Annotated in this window: 22 protein-coding genes; 11 read left to right on the top strand and 11 right to left on the bottom strand. The window is 69.0% G+C overall.

The features are described from left to right. The first annotated feature begins 292 nt into the window (after window positions 1-292). From OG730_RS41330 to OG730_RS41295, 8 genes are all read left to right on the top strand, one after another. Complete coding sequence (locus OG730_RS41330; protein ID WP_327309772.1) at window positions 293-1,153, top strand: DUF6615 family protein; 861 nt, start codon at window positions 293-295, stop codon at window positions 1,151-1,153. Between the two features lie 255 nt (window positions 1,154-1,408). Beyond that, on the top strand, window positions 1,409-2,107 hold the full coding sequence (locus OG730_RS41325; RefSeq protein WP_327309761.1) for a hypothetical protein: 699 nt from the start codon (window positions 1,409-1,411) through the stop codon (window positions 2,105-2,107). A gap of 168 nt (window positions 2,108-2,275) precedes the next feature. Continuing rightward, window positions 2,276-2,743, top strand: coding sequence for a hypothetical protein (locus tag OG730_RS41320; protein WP_327309762.1), 468 nt, complete (start codon window positions 2,276-2,278; stop codon window positions 2,741-2,743). 55 nt (window positions 2,744-2,798) lie between these two features. Then, window positions 2,799-3,233 (top strand): hypothetical protein, encoded by a 435-nt coding sequence (locus OG730_RS41315; protein ID WP_327309763.1) that lies wholly within the window; start codon window positions 2,799-2,801, stop codon window positions 3,231-3,233. Between the two features lie 133 nt (window positions 3,234-3,366). Continuing rightward, window positions 3,367-3,777: a hypothetical protein gene (locus OG730_RS41310; RefSeq protein WP_327309764.1), complete on the top strand. Its 411-nt coding sequence runs from the start codon at window positions 3,367-3,369 to the stop codon at window positions 3,775-3,777. After that, on the top strand, window positions 3,774-4,205 hold the full coding sequence (locus OG730_RS41305) for a GntR family transcriptional regulator (protein ID WP_327309765.1): 432 nt from the start codon (window positions 3,774-3,776) through the stop codon (window positions 4,203-4,205). Before OG730_RS41310 ends, OG730_RS41305 begins: the two co-directional genes overlap by 4 nt. Before the next feature lie 137 nt (window positions 4,206-4,342). Beyond that, window positions 4,343-4,813 (top strand): hypothetical protein, encoded by a 471-nt coding sequence (locus tag OG730_RS41300; protein WP_327309766.1) that lies wholly within the window; start codon window positions 4,343-4,345, stop codon window positions 4,811-4,813. 26 nt (window positions 4,814-4,839) lie between these two features. Further along, entirely contained in the window at window positions 4,840-5,400 is a 561-nt protein-coding gene (locus tag OG730_RS41295) for a hypothetical protein (protein ID WP_327309767.1), read from the top strand. Between the two features lie 96 nt (window positions 5,401-5,496). Here OG730_RS41295 and OG730_RS41290 read toward each other — a convergent pair whose 3' ends face one another. From OG730_RS41290 to OG730_RS41280, 3 genes are all read right to left on the bottom strand, one after another. After that, complete coding sequence (locus OG730_RS41290; RefSeq protein WP_327309768.1) at window positions 5,497-6,162, bottom strand: hypothetical protein; 666 nt, start codon at window positions 6,160-6,162, stop codon at window positions 5,497-5,499. 240 nt (window positions 6,163-6,402) lie between these two features. Then, window positions 6,403-6,669, bottom strand: a complete 267-nt coding sequence (locus OG730_RS41285) for a hypothetical protein (RefSeq protein ID WP_327309769.1) — start codon at window positions 6,667-6,669, stop codon at window positions 6,403-6,405. A gap of 396 nt (window positions 6,670-7,065) precedes the next feature. Then, the gene (locus tag OG730_RS41280; protein ID WP_327309771.1) at window positions 7,066-7,668 is read right to left on the bottom strand and encodes a hypothetical protein; all 603 of its coding nucleotides are present in this window, start codon (window positions 7,666-7,668) and stop codon (window positions 7,066-7,068) included. 53 nt (window positions 7,669-7,721) lie between these two features. On the opposite strand from OG730_RS41280, the gene OG730_RS41275 reads away from it, so the two are divergent. The 3 genes from OG730_RS41275 (at window position 7,722) to OG730_RS41265 (ending at window position 9,956) form a co-directional block, all read left to right on the top strand. Further along, window positions 7,722-8,387 carry a hypothetical protein gene (locus OG730_RS41275; RefSeq protein WP_327309770.1) on the top strand — a complete coding sequence of 222 codons (666 nt, stop codon included), beginning with the start codon at window positions 7,722-7,724 and terminating at the stop codon, window positions 8,385-8,387. Between the two features lie 396 nt (window positions 8,388-8,783). After that, window positions 8,784-9,050: a hypothetical protein gene (locus OG730_RS41270; RefSeq protein ID WP_327309769.1), complete on the top strand. Its 267-nt coding sequence runs from the start codon at window positions 8,784-8,786 to the stop codon at window positions 9,048-9,050. Window positions 9,051-9,290: 240 nt separating this feature from the next. After that, window positions 9,291-9,956: a hypothetical protein gene (locus OG730_RS41265; RefSeq protein ID WP_327309768.1), complete on the top strand. Its 666-nt coding sequence runs from the start codon at window positions 9,291-9,293 to the stop codon at window positions 9,954-9,956. A 96-nt stretch (window positions 9,957-10,052) separates the two neighbouring features. On the opposite strand, the gene OG730_RS41260 is transcribed toward OG730_RS41265, so the two are convergent. The 8 genes from OG730_RS41260 to OG730_RS41225 all read right to left on the bottom strand — a co-directional run bounded on the left by OG730_RS41260 (window position 10,053) and on the right by OG730_RS41225 (window position 15,205). After that, complete coding sequence (locus tag OG730_RS41260; protein ID WP_327309767.1) at window positions 10,053-10,613, bottom strand: hypothetical protein; 561 nt, start codon at window positions 10,611-10,613, stop codon at window positions 10,053-10,055. Between the two features lie 26 nt (window positions 10,614-10,639). Then, a complete protein-coding gene (locus OG730_RS41255; protein WP_327309766.1) occupies window positions 10,640-11,110 on the bottom strand; it encodes a hypothetical protein in 471 nt (156 codons plus the stop codon). Window positions 11,111-11,247: 137 nt separating this feature from the next. Continuing rightward, complete coding sequence (locus tag OG730_RS41250; RefSeq protein ID WP_327309765.1) at window positions 11,248-11,679, bottom strand: GntR family transcriptional regulator; 432 nt, start codon at window positions 11,677-11,679, stop codon at window positions 11,248-11,250. Further along, window positions 11,676-12,086, bottom strand: a complete 411-nt coding sequence (locus OG730_RS41245; protein WP_327309764.1) for a hypothetical protein — start codon at window positions 12,084-12,086, stop codon at window positions 11,676-11,678. The genes OG730_RS41250 and OG730_RS41245 overlap by 4 nt, the downstream gene beginning before the upstream one ends. A gap of 133 nt (window positions 12,087-12,219) precedes the next feature. Then, the gene (locus OG730_RS41240) at window positions 12,220-12,654 is read right to left on the bottom strand and encodes a hypothetical protein (protein ID WP_327309763.1); all 435 of its coding nucleotides are present in this window, start codon (window positions 12,652-12,654) and stop codon (window positions 12,220-12,222) included. A 55-nt stretch (window positions 12,655-12,709) separates the two neighbouring features. Next, window positions 12,710-13,177, bottom strand: coding sequence for a hypothetical protein (locus OG730_RS41235; RefSeq protein ID WP_327309762.1), 468 nt, complete (start codon window positions 13,175-13,177; stop codon window positions 12,710-12,712). Between the two features lie 168 nt (window positions 13,178-13,345). Continuing rightward, entirely contained in the window at window positions 13,346-14,044 is a 699-nt protein-coding gene (locus tag OG730_RS41230) for a hypothetical protein (protein ID WP_327309761.1), read from the bottom strand. Between the two features lie 255 nt (window positions 14,045-14,299). Further along, complete coding sequence (locus tag OG730_RS41225; RefSeq protein WP_327309760.1) at window positions 14,300-15,205, bottom strand: DUF6615 family protein; 906 nt, start codon at window positions 15,203-15,205, stop codon at window positions 14,300-14,302. Window positions 15,206-15,329 lie beyond the last annotated feature (124 nt).

Genomic DNA, 15,329 nt, shown 5'->3' with positions numbered 1-15,329 from the left:
TGACCAGCTCGTTGCCGAGCCCGGCGAGAGCGGGGGATGAGGAACAGCGGCGGCAGACTACGTGCCTGTCTGACCGTGATCACCCCACGGTGGGCTGGGTGGCCGCCAGAGGGCCCCTGCTGCCGGTAAGGATGAGGATGGGGCCTCGCAGGCCCCGCAGCTGCCCCGAAAGGTGATCATGAGCGGATTCTCTGACCTTGGTACGGGCCCCTACGAGGCTCTGCGGAGGGGCCGGACGGCCGTGGACCGTTTGTCCGCACTCCTGGGGGACAACGGTGGGACCTTGCGCGAAGTGACCGCGACACAGGTCTTGCTGGCCGAGGCCAGCCCGCGTGTCCTCTTCCAGGAGTTCACCTCAGCCGAGGAGGCGGCAGCCGGCGCGGACTGGATGTGGTGGTGGGTGGACCGGGACGGCACCTGCTTCGGCCTCCTCGCCCAAGCGAAGATCCTCAAAGTGCGCGGCCGCCGGTGGACTGTCGACTTCGGGTACACGACAAAGGGGCACTCCCAAGCCCAGATCACCAAGCTCATCGAGGCGGCCGAGCCGTACTCCGTGCCCGCGGCCTACGTCCTGTACTGCGGGGACCGGAAGTACAGGGCGACTATGGAGTGCGTCCGTACTCACCGCGGTGTGCCGTGCCGGGACCGTGAGCGGGCCGGGGTGTCAGTGGCGTGCGCCCTGGTGGCCCAGGAGGCCACGAAGTCTCACCAGAACGCTGCTGGTGTGGAGGTCTTCCACGACGCGGTACCGCTGGAGGACATTGCGAACCCCGTCGAAGGGCTGGACGAGCCGGTCCACCCGTTGACACGCGAGCTGGACGAGGAACTTGCACGGTTCCTCCGGCAGCCGCAGAGGGGGGCCCGCCGTGTGGCCAAGGAGCTACTGCGCCCACTGGAGCGGATCAGGCTCGGCCAGTTCACCAGCGCAGCCACCCTGGAACGTTCGGCGTCGACCGCCGGCTCCCTCTTCCGGGACGTTCCCGCCGACCGCGGCCACTTCTCAGTGCCGTACCTCGACCACGTACTGCGCGGCCTGCGTACCGGTGTCCCCGACTACGTGCGCGACGTCATGGAGGGACGTACCTCTTCAGTCGGGATGGCCAACGCACTGGGGGGAATCGTGGTGATCACCGACGCGGATGCCCTCGGATAGCGAGCGACGGATCGTACGGACGGTCCCGGCCGCACGATCCGTCGCCGATGTTGAACCCCCAGAGCCTGCCCGTCAGACGTCTCAGCCGGCCTGGTGGGCCGCGTCCCGCCCAGCGGGCCGCCGGACGATGTTGTTGCCCGCCCGGCGGGAGAGCGCACGGCGAGGAGGCCAGATCGGGCAGCCCGGGGCTGGCACCGGCCTAGTCTCGGCTGGCTGCCCCGATGGACGGGCGCACCGGGAAAGGGAGCCGCCACCATGACCGACCAGCCGGCTGAAGCGACCAGTACGGGCCCGGACCCCACCCGCCTGACGCTACGGGTCGAGCACACCGCCCCGCTCATCGACGTTCCTGGGCTGGACCTCTGGCAGGTACAGATACAGGCTGACGGGGACCCCGTAGGGAGCCTGCGAGCCGTCCGCGGACTGTACGCGGGCGCCCGGCGGGACGAGACCGACTATGAGTGGGGCGAGACCTGCTCCGTCATGGAGGGCATGCCCTCCATCGACCTGGCGGCAGCGTCCGAGCAGGACTGGCTCCCCGAGGAGGACAAGCAGCTGGCTGAGCTTCGCTCCCGGCTGTCCGCTTGGGGAGGGTCCTGTGCCGTGGTGGCCGAGCAGCTGCTGAGCGATGAAGTAGTGGGGCTGAGGGAATTCGGGTCCCTCAACGTGCTCGTCTTCGACCAGTTCTTCCTGTCGGCACCCTGGAATGATCCCGTCACCGCGGCTTGCGCGATCTCTGCGGTGGCCGGCCGGGCGGCCGGTGGTGACTTCCTGCTGGTCTTCCCCGCAGGGACGGCCACGGGAGGAGCCGATGCCGCCCTCCTGGAAGAGGCGGGACGCCTGCTGTGGGCGGAGCAGTACTCCGACGACCTGTACTGCCTCGACCTCAAATTCGACCATGGAGAGGGCCTCGCAGAGGCCTGGGAACTACTCCTCTCCCGGGTCCCAAGCTGAATGCCGCGCTCGGCCGGAGCGGTCACCGCAGGACGTTGCCACCATCTGGCGCGCCCGGACAACGATCGCTCGATCGAGATGGTGCCCGCCCAGGCCCCACCTCGCCCCATGAACCCGCTCCAGACACCGCAGGGCTCGACGTAGCCACCCGAAGGGAAAATGGCCTCTGTGACCGAATCCAGCTCCGATGACGCCAGTAGCTCGTCGCCGGCCAGGGGCGCGCACCCGATTCACTCATGGCAATCCGACGAGATCGATAGCCTCAACAGCCCTGTGGGCGTCGTGGGGACCCTGCTGTCAGCCTTCGTCTTCGCCTGCCTCTTCACGTACACCCTGGCGCACTACCGATCCTGGGACGGCATAGCAGCGTTTGTACTGTCCGTGCTTCTGGCGCTCCTGGGGGCCCTTGCCGTAGTCCCCTACAGCCTGACGAACAGCGCAGGGCGGGCGGGACTGGGACAACGCATCTTCATGTGGGGAGGTGGCGCGGTTCTCGCAGGCCTCGAGCTGTCCGCTGCGGTACTCGGTGATGCGACCTTCTCCATGGCGGCGCTGATCGGGATGGTCGCTGCCCTTGTGATCCCCAGCTTCGGGGAAATCCTGGCTATCGGGGCGGCTGCCGAAGAGTCCTACTAGAGATTGTCCGGCCGAACACGGGGGTGGGGCCCGGTCGGTCGGGCATCATGCGGCGGTGAGCATCATCGTGAAGTTCTTCGTGGCACCGGACGATGCGGCCGCTGCCCGCGTTGTTGGGGGCGGACCGGGGCTCGCATTCGAGTCTGTCTCGTTTGGCAACTTCGATTCCGAAGGTGCTGCGGTGGAGTGGGAGTGCCTCTTCTTCGGAGACGACTTCGAGGAGCTCCTGGAAGGCGGCGAGCCGCGTATTGTCGCTGGTGAGGACGATGACGGATGCATCGTCTTCGCGCTCTCCGCTCGTCTGGTGGATGCTCTGGCCGAGGCGGAACCGTTCCGGCTGCTTGAGGTCGCCGCGGAGTGGACCAGACAGCGGGCCGAAGACGGCGAAGAGATCAACCCTGATGTGGCCGCCGAGGTGCTGGGAAGCCTGGGCACTCTGGCCCGTGGGGTAGGAGCACATGGCCACGGCGTGTACTGCTGGGTCGCGTAGGGGTCAGGTTCGGAGCCCAGCCGGACAGTCTCCAGGCCGAACGAGGCGGTCTCCAGCATCATCAGTGACTCCAACGGCCAGAAACCAGCGCCCAGTTATTGCGATCATCGCAATCTGTTGCGATGATCGCAACATGCATCCGATCGTTGAACTCGCCGCCCTAATCCACCCGATGCCCGAACCGGGCACCCCCGACCCGGACGACATCCTCGCCGACGTGCGCGAGGACGTGCACCGCCTGCGCAGGGAGTACGCCGACGACCTCGAAGCCACCGCCTTCGGCAGCGACACCGACCCGCTGATCGCGGCCCTGCAGAAGGAGCAGGGGGCCAAGGAGGCGGCGGACCGGCGCATCCGCACCCTCCTGGCCTACGCCCGCGAGTTCCACCCCCCGCGCCGTTACTCGCTCCACGAGCTCGGCGAAGCCTCCGGCTACACCTTCTCCGGCGTACGCACCGCCTACGGCGACCCCGAAATCACCCTCGTTCAGGGCCAGATCGGCCGCACCCCGCGGCGCGCCGCCGAGGAGCAGGAGTCGCCGTGACCGTCCAGCCGGCGCGCAACGCCCCGCCGCAGGCCCCGACAGCGCATCACCTCGCGCGCCATCCCTCTCTGCCCCCCTACCTGGAGACGGCCGCCGACCTCCGCCAGCAGATCCACTCCGGCCACCTCCCGCCCGGCCACCTGCTGCCTCCCCTCCGCGTCATGGCCGAGCACTACAAGATCGCCATCGCGACCACGCGGTCCGCCCTGCGGGTCCTCCAAGACGAAGGCCTGGTATACACCAGGCAGGGCCGCGGATCGTTCGTCGCAGAGCCCCCGTACTCCGTGACGCCTACCGGAATCCCGCCCACCTGCGAATGCGCGCGGCTGGAGCGACGCCTCGACGAACTCACCGCCGCTCTCCGAGACCTGCTGCAGCCGCCGCCTCAGAGCCGGCTCGGCCGAATGACAGCAGCTCAGAGCGGGTGACCGTCAACAACGGCGTGCGCGCACCTCCACCGGAACCGACGCTCTGCGCGAGCCGGACAGACCCGGCCTGCCGCACGCACTGCCGGACCACGCGGCATGACCACTACGCTCCGAACCGCAAGGGAGGGACACCACCGATGCTCAAGGCACTCCGCGACGTCACCGTCCGTATGTCCGGCCGAATCCCCGAACAGGACATCGACCTGCGCACCCTGTACCGCCTGCGCATGCCCAACGGCAACTACAACCCCGGCCGGATCCTGGAAACCCACCGCCTCTGGGAACGCCGCTGGAACGACGCCACCCCCTTCGTCTCCGCCGAGACCAAGCCCTCCCGCACCGAACACCGCGTCGTCGGCCTCCTCGCGGTGGCCGACCACACCGTCGGCGCAGGCAGCCCCGAACACCTCGAAGCCCTGCGCCAGGTACCCCTGCTCGTCCTCGTCGACGACCCGGACCAGGCGCGCCAGGCCTTGATGTCCTTCCAAGAGGAGATGTCCCGCCTCGGCCCGGAAGAGCGGGTCGGCGGCCTCGTCTTACAGTCCCGCACCTTCATGCGGAACATCACCGTCGCCGACCCCCACCGCATCCGCCCGCTCACCGTCTGACGAGCCGGTAGAAAGGACCGTCCTCCATGACCTCCACCAGGGATGACCACAAGGCCGCGATCGAGGCCGCCAAACAGCGGATCCCGTCGCTGGAGCAGCTGTTCCTGGGCTGGCCGACGACCCGCCCCCAGATGCCCAACGCGGCCCACGCCGAAGCCGAACTGTACGAGACCAGCGGCTTCGACGACCCCAGGCTGGTGCTCTACACCGGGATCAGCCGCCTACCCCACCTGACCGTGGGCTGGGCGCTGTTCGGGTCCACCCGCAACGTCCACCCCGGCCACCCCTCCCTCCCGCACGCACTCCGGGAGGCACTGACGGATCCCGACGCCGCGCGCGCCCTGCAGTTCATGGCCGCGGACCACCAGGAGACCGACGAGGCCGCCACTGAGACACTCTCCGACCCCCGGACCGTCCGTACACTCGCCGGCCTCGCCTCGACCGCACACCTGGACCACCAGGGGCAGCCACTACGAGTCGACGTCGGCACGCAGATCTACGCGTACCACCCAGGCCCCCTCCGCCTGGGCTCCACCACCACCGACCTCGTGTGCATCGGCAGCCCGATCTGGATCGCCGGAGCCTGACAGCAAAGACGGCCGAGCGCCGAACCGGTCCACCCAGTTCCGACAAGGGGCACCAGGCGCGCCGCGTGCGGTAGCGGCCTACGCCCACGGGGCCCGTCAGCGACGGGACTCCGCAGCAGCCTTGCGCCTGGCCTCGACCTCGGGCGGAAGCGGGAGAACCGGCACGTCGGCCGGGTTGCTCGGACCCTCGTCATGAACACCATCGGGTCCGGCGACTGCCGACCAACGACTGACCTCGCGGGCCTGGTGCGCGGAGACTTCCCACAGGGAGTGGCCCACTCCCATCGTGTCCGCAGCGCCCATGTCGAACCAGTTGATCCGCATGTACCCGCCGTACAGGGCCAGCGCCGTCGCCATCCACTCCACCGCCCGCGGGTCGACGTCGGCGGCCCACCCGTCGCAGTGGGGGTGCGTCTTGTACTCGAAGTAGCCGAAGCCCTCCTGCCGGGCGAAGGCCGGGAGAGGGCCGGACGCTGGCAGCCGGCCGCGGCCGTCGCTCGACAGATACATCTCGCGCGCCGCGCACCCGGGATCGTCGCAGGACACCTCGGTGTCGGACAGCCGCAGCCACAGTGCCACGGTCACGTCCTGTCCATTCTCGGTGGGTGCCGACCACAGCCGCTGACGGCACTGCGACGCCTCGTGATCGCGCAACCGCCACTGCTCGGGGTGGTCATGCGACAGGCGGTGGAGGTAGTGGCCGACCAGGCGCCACGCCTCCTCGGCCGACGGAGTGATCGCGTGGGCGGTCTCGGCGCTCATGCGCCGGAGTGTAGAGCCGGGGGAGAGACCTCAGTTACGCGAACGCCGAGATTCAACCCGAGGAGTGGATCAGCCGAGCCGGAGACTTGCGCTGAGCACAACGGGCAGGACCTGCACTCAGCGCAACCCACTCACAGGCCTTGTTCGAGTACGCCGGCAGACGCACTTCCACACACGCACCCCGGGGCCGGTAGAGGGCCGGGCCCGGGGAGCGCGGCGGCCCATGGGGATAGGCGCTGGCTACGGAATCTCGTTCAGCACCCGAGCCGCCAGCTCAGCCTCGCCCTCGGCCAGGACAAGGCTTCCGTCCTCGTCTTCGGTCCATTCCCAGCCGTCGCCGAGGTCGGAGAGGTCCCCGGACCAGACGAGTTCGTACTCGCCTTCCTGGAGGAACACATCGTGAACGATGGCGAGGCTTCCGTCCGGCTCGCGGGCCAGGACGAAGCGGCCTCCCTGCTCCAGAACGGCGCTGACGTGGGCGGTGGTGACAGTCTCATGGGTCGTCATATGTCCTCCAGTGACAGAACAGGGCCTACCAAGGCAGGCGGTATCGACGTGGCTGCGATGGCAGCAGACATCCCCGGGCGGGGGCACGCGATTCCCGTACGTGCGGGAGGACGGAGGGCATGGGCGCGATCAAGTCCGGACCGCGTGCCCTCCTGCACGACGAGCGTATGACTCCGCAAGTGTGGGCCTGCGAAGCCACGCCGGAACGCGCCGCGAGCCCCTGCACGGATCGAACTCAGGTCGGCGCTCAAGCCCTGGCACAGTCCAAGTAGCGGGCGCCCGCCCTACGAGGAGCGACGAAGAATCCGGGCCGCCTTGCACTGAGCGCAAACCCATCCGGATTGCACGAGGTGCAATCCGGCGCAGTACAGCCGACTTGCATCTCGTGCAACACCTTCACCCGGTGGCGTCCCCGCGCTGCGCCAGCTCATCGACCGCCCAGCCGAGCCCCCACCCCGCGTAAGCCTCAAGCGCCTCCTGCTCCAGTCCAGCTCGCCGTTCACGTGCCTTGTTCAAGCGCGCCAGGAGCCGTACCTCCACGCCGTCGACGGTGACGGTCCAGTCGGCCCGCACCGCATGCCGTCCACGCGCATCGACGAGAGGACCCACCTCCCCGACGTACTGTCGCGCAGCCTCTACAACGGCCTGCGCCCTTTCCCCCCGCGGCCGCCTCACCACAGCTGCCCCCGAGGGCTTCGCGGGCACCACGACTCCGCGTTTGGCCAGCGCAAGCACCTGCTGCTCATCCAACTGCCCCCCGCGCCGCAGCTGGCTATCCAGCCACGCCCCGAGGTCCTCACCGCCGTACGCGCGACTACCCGCCATCAGTTCCTCGACCGACCCGCCGTCGGCGACATACAGGTCCAGCAGCACCAGGTGCCGCTGCCACGCGGCATCCCACGGCCCCTGAACCCGCCACGGCACCCCCAGCCCATCGAGCTCGGCCTCAAGGCGCGCGCCGGGCCGCCGCGCCTCGGTCATCAGCCGGCCGACAGCCACCTCCTGCCCGTCGACCTCGAACGTCTCGGCCTGCCGGGGGAGTAGGTGCCTGCGTGCGTGCGCGTAGGCGACCAGCTCCCCGGCAGGCCGAGACGTTCGAGGTCGACGGGCAGGAGGTGGCTGTCGGCCGGCTGATGACCGAGGCGCGGCGGCCCGGCGCGCGCCTTGAGGCCGAGCTCGATGGGCTGGGGGTGCCGTGGCGGGTTCAGGGGCCGTGGGATGCCGCGTGGCAGCGGCACCTGGTGCTGCTGGACCTGTATGTCGCCGACGGCGGGTCGGTCGAGGAACTGATGGCGGGTAGTCGCGCGTACGGCGGTGAGGACCTCGGGGCGTGGCTGGATAGCCAGCTGCGGCGCGGGGGGCAGTTGGATGAGCAGCAGGTGCTTGCGCTGGCCAAACGCGGAGTCGTGGTGCCCGCGAAGCCCTCGGGGGCAGCTGTGGTGAGGCGGCCGCGGGGGGAAAGGGCGCAGGCCGTTGTAGAGGCTGCGCGACAGTACGTCGGGGAGGTGGGTCCTCTCGTCGATGCGCGTGGACGGCATGCGGTGCGGGCCGACTGGACCGTCACCGTCGACGGCGTGGAGGTACGGCTCCTGGCGCGCTTGAACAAGGCACGTGAACGGCGAGCTGGACTGGAGCAGGAGGCGCTTGAGGCTTACGCGGGGTGGGGGCTCGGCTGGGCGGTCGATGAGCTGGCGCAGCGCGGGGACGCCACCGGGTGAAGGTGTTGCACGAGATGCAAGTCGGCTGTACTGCGCCGGATTGCACCTCGTGCAATCCGGATGGGTTTGCGCTCAGTGCAAGGCGGCCCGGATTCTTCGTCGCTCCTCGTAGGGCGGGCGCCCGCTACTTGGACTGTGCCAGGGCTTGAGCGCCGACCTGAGTTCGATCCGTGCAGGGGCTCGCGGCGCGTTCCGGCGTGGCTTCGCAGGCCCACACTTGCGGAGTCATACGCTCGTCGTGCAGGAGGGCACGCGGTCCGGACTTGATCGCGCCCATGCCCTCCGTCCTCCCGCACGTACGGGAATCGCGTGCCCCCGCCCGGGGATGTCTGCTGCCATCGCAGCCACGTCGATACCGCCTGCCTTGGTAGGCCCTGTTCTGTCACTGGAGGACATATGACGACCCATGAGACTGTCACCACCGCCCACGTCAGCGCCGTTCTGGAGCAGGGAGGCCGCTTCGTCCTGGCCCGCGAGCCGGACGGAAGCCTCGCCATCGTTCACGATGTGTTCCTCCAGGAAGGCGAGTACGAACTCGTCTGGTCCGGGGACCTCTCCGACCTCGGCGACGGCTGGGAATGGACCGAAGACGAGGACGGAAGCCTTGTCCTGGCCGAGGGCGAGGCTGAGCTGGCGGCTCGGGTGCTGAACGAGATTCCGTAGCCAGCGCCTATCCCCATGGGCCGCCGCGCTCCCCGGGCCCGGCCCTCTACCGGCCCCGGGGTGCGTGTGTGGAAGTGCGTCTGCCGGCGTACTCGAACAAGGCCTGTGAGTGGGTTGCGCTGAGTGCAGGTCCTGCCCGTTGTGCTCAGCGCAAGTCTCCGGCTCGGCTGATCCACTCCTCGGGTTGAATCTCGGCGTTCGCGTAACTGAGGTCTCTCCCCCGGCTCTACACTCCGGCGCATGAGCGCCGAGACCGCCCACGCGATCACTCCGTCGGCCGAGGAGGCGTGGCGCCTGGTCGGCCACTACCTCCACCGCCTGTCGCATGACCACCCCGAGCAGTGGCGGTTGCGCGATCACGAGGCGTCGCAGTGCCGTCAGCGGCTGTGGTCGGCACCCACCGAGAATGGACAGGACGTGACCGTGGCACTGTGGCTGCGGCTGTCCGACACCGAGGTGTCCTGCGACGATCCCGGGTGCGCGGCGCGCGAGATGTATCTGTCGAGCGACGGCCGCGGCCGGCTGCCAGCGTCCGGCCCTCTCCCGGCCTTCGCCCGGCAGGAGGGCTTCGGCTACTTCGAGTACAAGACGCACCCCCACTGCGACGGGTGGGCCGCCGACGTCGACCCGCGGGCGGTGGAGTGGATGGCGACGGCGCTGGCCCTGTACGGCGGGTACATGCGGATCAACTGGTTCGACATGGGCGCTGCGGACACGATGGGAGTGGGCCACTCCCTGTGGGAAGTCTCCGCGCACCAGGCCCGCGAGGTCAGTCGTTGGTCGGCAGTCGCCGGACCCGATGGTGTTCATGACGAGGGTCCGAGCAACCCGGCCGACGTGCCGGTTCTCCCGCTTCCGCCCGAGGTCGAGGCCAGGCGCAAGGCTGCTGCGGAGTCCCGTCGCTGACGGGCCCCGTGGGCGTAGGCCGCTACCGCACGCGGCGCGCCTGGTGCCCCTTGTCGGAACTGGGTGGACCGGTTCGGCGCTCGGCCGTCTTTGCTGTCAGGCTCCGGCGATCCAGATCGGGCTGCCGATGCACACGAGGTCGGTGGTGGTGGAGCCCAGGCGGAGGGGGCCTGGGTGGTACGCGTAGATCTGCGTGCCGACGTCGACTCGTAGTGGCTGCCCCTGGTGGTCCAGGTGTGCGGTCGAGGCGAGGCCGGCGAGTGTACGGACGGTCCGGGGGTCGGAGAGTGTCTCAGTGGCGGCCTCGTCGGTCTCCTGGTGGTCCGCGGCCATGAACTGCAGGGCGCGCGCGGCGTCGGGATCCGTCAGTGCCTCCCGGAGTGCGTGCGGGAGGGAGGGGTGGCCGGGGTGGACGTTGCGGGTGGACCCGAACAGCGCCCAGCCCACGGTCAGGTGGGGTAGGCGGCTGATCCCGGTGTAGAGCACCAGCCTGGGGTCGTCGAAGCCGCTGGTCTCGTACAGTTCGGCTTCGGCGTGGGCCGCGTTGGGCATCTGGGGGCGGGTCGTCGGCCAGCCCAGGAACAGCTGCTCCAGCGACGGGATCCGCTGTTTGGCGGCCTCGATCGCGGCCTTGTGGTCATCCCTGGTGGAGGTCATGGAGGACGGTCCTTTCTACCGGCTCGTCAGACGGTGAGCGGGCGGATGCGGTGGGGGTCGGCGACGGTGATGTTCCGCATGAAGGTGCGGGACTGTAAGACGAGGCCGCCGACCCGCTCTTCCGGGCCGAGGCGGGACATCTCCTCTTGGAAGGACATCAAGGCCTGGCGCGCCTGGTCCGGGTCGTCGACGAGGACGAGCAGGGGTACCTGGCGCAGGGCTTCGAGGTGTTCGGGGCTGCCTGCGCCGACGGTGTGGTCGGCCACCGCGAGGAGGCCGACGACGCGGTGTTCGGTGCGGGAGGGCTTGGTCTCGGCGGAGACGAAGGGGGTGGCGTCGTTCCAGCGGCGTTCCCAGAGGCGGTGGGTTTCCAGGATCCGGCCGGGGTTGTAGTTGCCGTTGGGCATGCGCAGGCGGTACAGGGTGCGCAGGTCGATGTCCTGTTCGGGGATTCGGCCGGACATACGGACGGTGACGTCGCGGAGTGCCTTGAGCATCGGTGGTGTCCCTCCCTTGCGGTTCGGAGCGTAGTGGTCATGCCGCGTGGTCCGGCAGTGCGTGCGGCAGGCCGGGTCTGTCCGGCTCGCGCAGAGCGTCGGTTCCGGTGGAGGTGCGCGCACGCCGTTGTTGACGGTCACCCGCTCTGAGCTGCTGTCATTCGGCCGAGCCGGCTCTGAGGCGGCGGCTGCAGCAGGTCTCGGAGAGCGGCGGTGAGTTCGTCGAGGCGTCGCTCCAGCCGCGCGCATTCGCAGGTGGGCGGGATTCCGGTAGGCGTCACGGAGTACGGGGGCTCTGCGACGAACGATCCGCGGCCCTGCCTGGTGTATACCAGGCCTTCGTCTTGGAGGACCCGCAGGGCGGACCGCGTGGTCGCGATGGCGATCTTGTAGTGCTCGGCCATGACGCGGAGGGGAGGCAGCAGGTGGCCGGGCGGGAGGTGGCCGGAGTGGATCTGCTGGCGGAGGTCGGCGGCCGTCTCCAGGTAGGGGGGCAGAGAGGGATGGCGCGCGAGGTGATGCGCTGTCGGGGCCTGCGGCGGGGCGTTGCGCGCCGGCTGGACGGTCACGGCGACTCCTGCTCCTCGGCGGCGCGCCGCGGGGTGCGGCCGATCTGGCCCTGAACGAGGGTGATTTCGGGGTCGCCGTAGGCGGTGCGTACGCCGGAGAAGGTGTAGCCGGAGGCTTCGCCGAGCTCGTGGAGCGAGTAACGGCGCGGGGGGTGGAACTCGCGGGCGTAGGCCAGGAGGGTGCGGATGCGCCGGTCCGCCGCCTCCTTGGCCCCCTGCTCCTTCTGCAGGGCCGCGATCAGCGGGTCGGTGTCGCTGCCGAAGGCGGTGGCTTCGAGGTCGTCGGCGTACTCCCTGCGCAGGCGGTGCACGTCCTCGCGCACGTCGGCGAGGATGTCGTCCGGGTCGGGGGTGCCCGGTTCGGGCATCGGGTGGATTAGGGCGGCGAGTTCAACGATCGGATGCATGTTGCGATCATCGCAACAGATTGCGATGATCGCAATAACTGGGCGCTGGTTTCTGGCCGTTGGAGTCACTGATGATGCTGGAGACCGCCTCGTTCGGCCTGGAGACTGTCCGGCTGGGCTCCGAACCTGACCCCTACGCGACCCAGCAGTACACGCCGTGGCCATGTGCTCCTACCCCACGGGCCAGAGTGCCCAGGCTTCCCAGCACCTCGGCGGCCACATCAGGGTTGATCTCTTCGCCGTCTTCGGCCCGCTGTCTGGTCCACTCCGCGGCGACCTCAAGCAGCCGGAACGGTTCCGCCTCGGCCAGAGCATCCACCAGACGAGCGGAGAGCGCGAAGACGATGCATCCGTCATCGTCCTCACCAGCGACAATACGCGGCTCGCCGCCTTCCAGGAGCTCCTCGAAGTCGTCTCCGAAGAAGAGGCACTCCCACTCCACCGCAGCACCTTCGGAATCGAAGTTGCCAAACGAGACAGACTCGAATGCGAGCCCCGGTCCGCCCCCAACAACGCGGGCAGCGGCCGCATCGTCCGGTGCCACGAAGAACTTCACGATGATGCTCACCGCCGCATGATGCCCGACCGACCGGGCCCCACCCCCGTGTTCGGCCGGACAATCTCTAGTAGGACTCTTCGGCAGCCGCCCCGATAGCCAGGATTTCCCCGAAGCTGGGGATCACAAGGGCAGCGACCATCCCGATCAGCGCCGCCATGGAGAAGGTCGCATCACCGAGTACCGCAGCGGACAGCTCGAGGCCTGCGAGAACCGCGCCACCTCCCCACATGAAGATGCGTTGTCCCAGTCCCGCCCGCCCTGCGCTGTTCGTCAGGCTGTAGGGGACTACGGCAAGGGCCCCCAGGAGCGCCAGAAGCACGGACAGTACAAACGCTGCTATGCCGTCCCAGGATCGGTAGTGCGCCAGGGTGTACGTGAAGAGGCAGGCGAAGACGAAGGCTGACAGCAGGGTCCCCACGACGCCCACAGGGCTGTTGAGGCTATCGATCTCGTCGGATTGCCATGAGTGAATCGGGTGCGCGCCCCTGGCCGGCGACGAGCTACTGGCGTCATCGGAGCTGGATTCGGTCACAGAGGCCATTTTCCCTTCGGGTGGCTACGTCGAGCCCTGCGGTGTCTGGAGCGGGTTCATGGGGCGAGGTGGGGCCTGGGCGGGCACCATCTCGATCGAGCGATCGTTGTCCGGGCGCGCCAGATGGTGGCAACGTCCTGCGGTGACCGCTCCGGCCGAGCGCGGCATTCAGCTTGGGACCCGGGAGAGGAGTAGTTCCCAGGCCTCTGCGAGGCCCTCTCCATGGTCGAATTTGAGGTCGAGGCAGTACAGGTCGTCGGAGTACTGCTCCGCCCACAGCAGGCGTCCCGCCTCTTCCAGGAGGGCGGCATCGGCTCCTCCCGTGGCCGTCCCTGCGGGGAAGACCAGCAGGAAGTCACCACCGGCCGCCCGGCCGGCCACCGCAGAGATCGCGCAAGCCGCGGTGACGGGATCATTCCAGGGTGCCGACAGGAAGAACTGGTCGAAGACGAGCACGTTGAGGGACCCGAATTCCCTCAGCCCCACTACTTCATCGCTCAGCAGCTGCTCGGCCACCACGGCACAGGACCCTCCCCAAGCGGACAGCCGGGAGCGAAGCTCAGCCAGCTGCTTGTCCTCCTCGGGGAGCCAGTCCTGCTCGGACGCTGCCGCCAGGTCGATGGAGGGCATGCCCTCCATGACGGAGCAGGTCTCGCCCCACTCATAGTCGGTCTCGTCCCGCCGGGCGCCCGCGTACAGTCCGCGGACGGCTCGCAGGCTCCCTACGGGGTCCCCGTCAGCCTGTATCTGTACCTGCCAGAGGTCCAGCCCAGGAACGTCGATGAGCGGGGCGGTGTGCTCGACCCGTAGCGTCAGGCGGGTGGGGTCCGGGCCCGTACTGGTCGCTTCAGCCGGCTGGTCGGTCATGGTGGCGGCTCCCTTTCCCGGTGCGCCCGTCCATCGGGGCAGCCAGCCGAGACTAGGCCGGTGCCAGCCCCGGGCTGCCCGATCTGGCCTCCTCGCCGTGCGCTCTCCCGCCGGGCGGGCAACAACATCGTCCGGCGGCCCGCTGGGCGGGACGCGGCCCACCAGGCCGGCTGAGACGTCTGACGGGCAGGCTCTGGGGGTTCAACATCGGCGACGGATCGTGCGGCCGGGACCGTCCGTACGATCCGTCGCTCGCTATCCGAGGGCATCCGCGTCGGTGATCACCACGATTCCCCCCAGTGCGTTGGCCATCCCGACTGAAGAGGTACGTCCCTCCATGACGTCGCGCACGTAGTCGGGGACACCGGTACGCAGGCCGCGCAGTACGTGGTCGAGGTACGGCACTGAGAAGTGGCCGCGGTCGGCGGGAACGTCCCGGAAGAGGGAGCCGGCGGTCGACGCCGAACGTTCCAGGGTGGCTGCGCTGGTGAACTGGCCGAGCCTGATCCGCTCCAGTGGGCGCAGTAGCTCCTTGGCCACACGGCGGGCCCCCCTCTGCGGCTGCCGGAGGAACCGTGCAAGTTCCTCGTCCAGCTCGCGTGTCAACGGGTGGACCGGCTCGTCCAGCCCTTCGACGGGGTTCGCAATGTCCTCCAGCGGTACCGCGTCGTGGAAGACCTCCACACCAGCAGCGTTCTGGTGAGACTTCGTGGCCTCCTGGGCCACCAGGGCGCACGCCACTGACACCCCGGCCCGCTCACGGTCCCGGCACGGCACACCGCGGTGAGTACGGACGCACTCCATAGTCGCCCTGTACTTCCGGTCCCCGCAGTACAGGACGTAGGCCGCGGGCACGGAGTACGGCTCGGCCGCCTCGATGAGCTTGGTGATCTGGGCTTGGGAGTGCCCCTTTGTCGTGTACCCGAAGTCGACAGTCCACCGGCGGCCGCGCACTTTGAGGATCTTCGCTTGGGCGAGGAGGCCGAAGCAGGTGCCGTCCCGGTCCACCCACCACCACATCCAGTCCGCGCCGGCTGCCGCCTCCTCGGCTGAGGTGAACTCCTGGAAGAGGACACGCGGGCTGGCCTCGGCCAGCCCAAGACTAGCTGTCGCGTCGCACTTTCGCTGGGGCCCACCCGTTGTCCCCGGGAAGTACTGCAAGCTGATCCTGGCCGTCCCTCCGCGAGAACTCGTGGGGCCCGTACTCGAGACCTGGAAAGTCCGCTCGCTGATCGCCTTTCGGGAACTGCAGGGGCGCCTGCACGAGGCCTACATCCCTCGCCCA

Origin of the sequence: Streptomyces sp. NBC_01298 (genome assembly GCF_035978755.1) — a bacterium.
In the GTDB taxonomy this organism is placed as follows: domain Bacteria; phylum Actinomycetota; class Actinomycetes; order Streptomycetales; family Streptomycetaceae; genus Streptomyces.
Note: the sequence above shows the minus strand (reverse complement) of the source record. Positions and strands in the feature narration are given on the sequence as shown.

Excerpts from the sequence above, each read along its gene's own strand:
- OG730_RS41325 (WP_327309761.1), top strand. The coding sequence starts at position 1,409 with ATGACCGACCAGCCGGCTGAAGCGACCAGTACGGGCCCGGACCCCACC.
- OG730_RS41310 (WP_327309764.1), top strand. The coding sequence starts at position 3,367 with ATGCATCCGATCGTTGAACTCGCCGCCCTAATCCACCCGATGCCCGAA.
- OG730_RS41300 (WP_327309766.1), top strand. The coding sequence starts at position 4,343 with ATGCTCAAGGCACTCCGCGACGTCACCGTCCGTATGTCCGGCCGAATC.
- OG730_RS41295 (WP_327309767.1), top strand. The coding sequence starts at position 4,840 with ATGACCTCCACCAGGGATGACCACAAGGCCGCGATCGAGGCCGCCAAA.
- OG730_RS41290 (WP_327309768.1), bottom strand. The coding sequence starts at position 6,162 with ATGAGCGCCGAGACCGCCCACGCGATCACTCCGTCGGCCGAGGAGGCG.
- OG730_RS41285 (WP_327309769.1), bottom strand. The coding sequence starts at position 6,669 with ATGACGACCCATGAGACTGTCACCACCGCCCACGTCAGCGCCGTTCTG.
- OG730_RS41270 (WP_327309769.1), top strand. The coding sequence starts at position 8,784 with ATGACGACCCATGAGACTGTCACCACCGCCCACGTCAGCGCCGTTCTG.
- OG730_RS41265 (WP_327309768.1), top strand. The coding sequence starts at position 9,291 with ATGAGCGCCGAGACCGCCCACGCGATCACTCCGTCGGCCGAGGAGGCG.
- OG730_RS41260 (WP_327309767.1), bottom strand. The coding sequence starts at position 10,613 with ATGACCTCCACCAGGGATGACCACAAGGCCGCGATCGAGGCCGCCAAA.
- OG730_RS41255 (WP_327309766.1), bottom strand. The coding sequence starts at position 11,110 with ATGCTCAAGGCACTCCGCGACGTCACCGTCCGTATGTCCGGCCGAATC.
- OG730_RS41245 (WP_327309764.1), bottom strand. The coding sequence starts at position 12,086 with ATGCATCCGATCGTTGAACTCGCCGCCCTAATCCACCCGATGCCCGAA.
- OG730_RS41230 (WP_327309761.1), bottom strand. The coding sequence starts at position 14,044 with ATGACCGACCAGCCGGCTGAAGCGACCAGTACGGGCCCGGACCCCACC.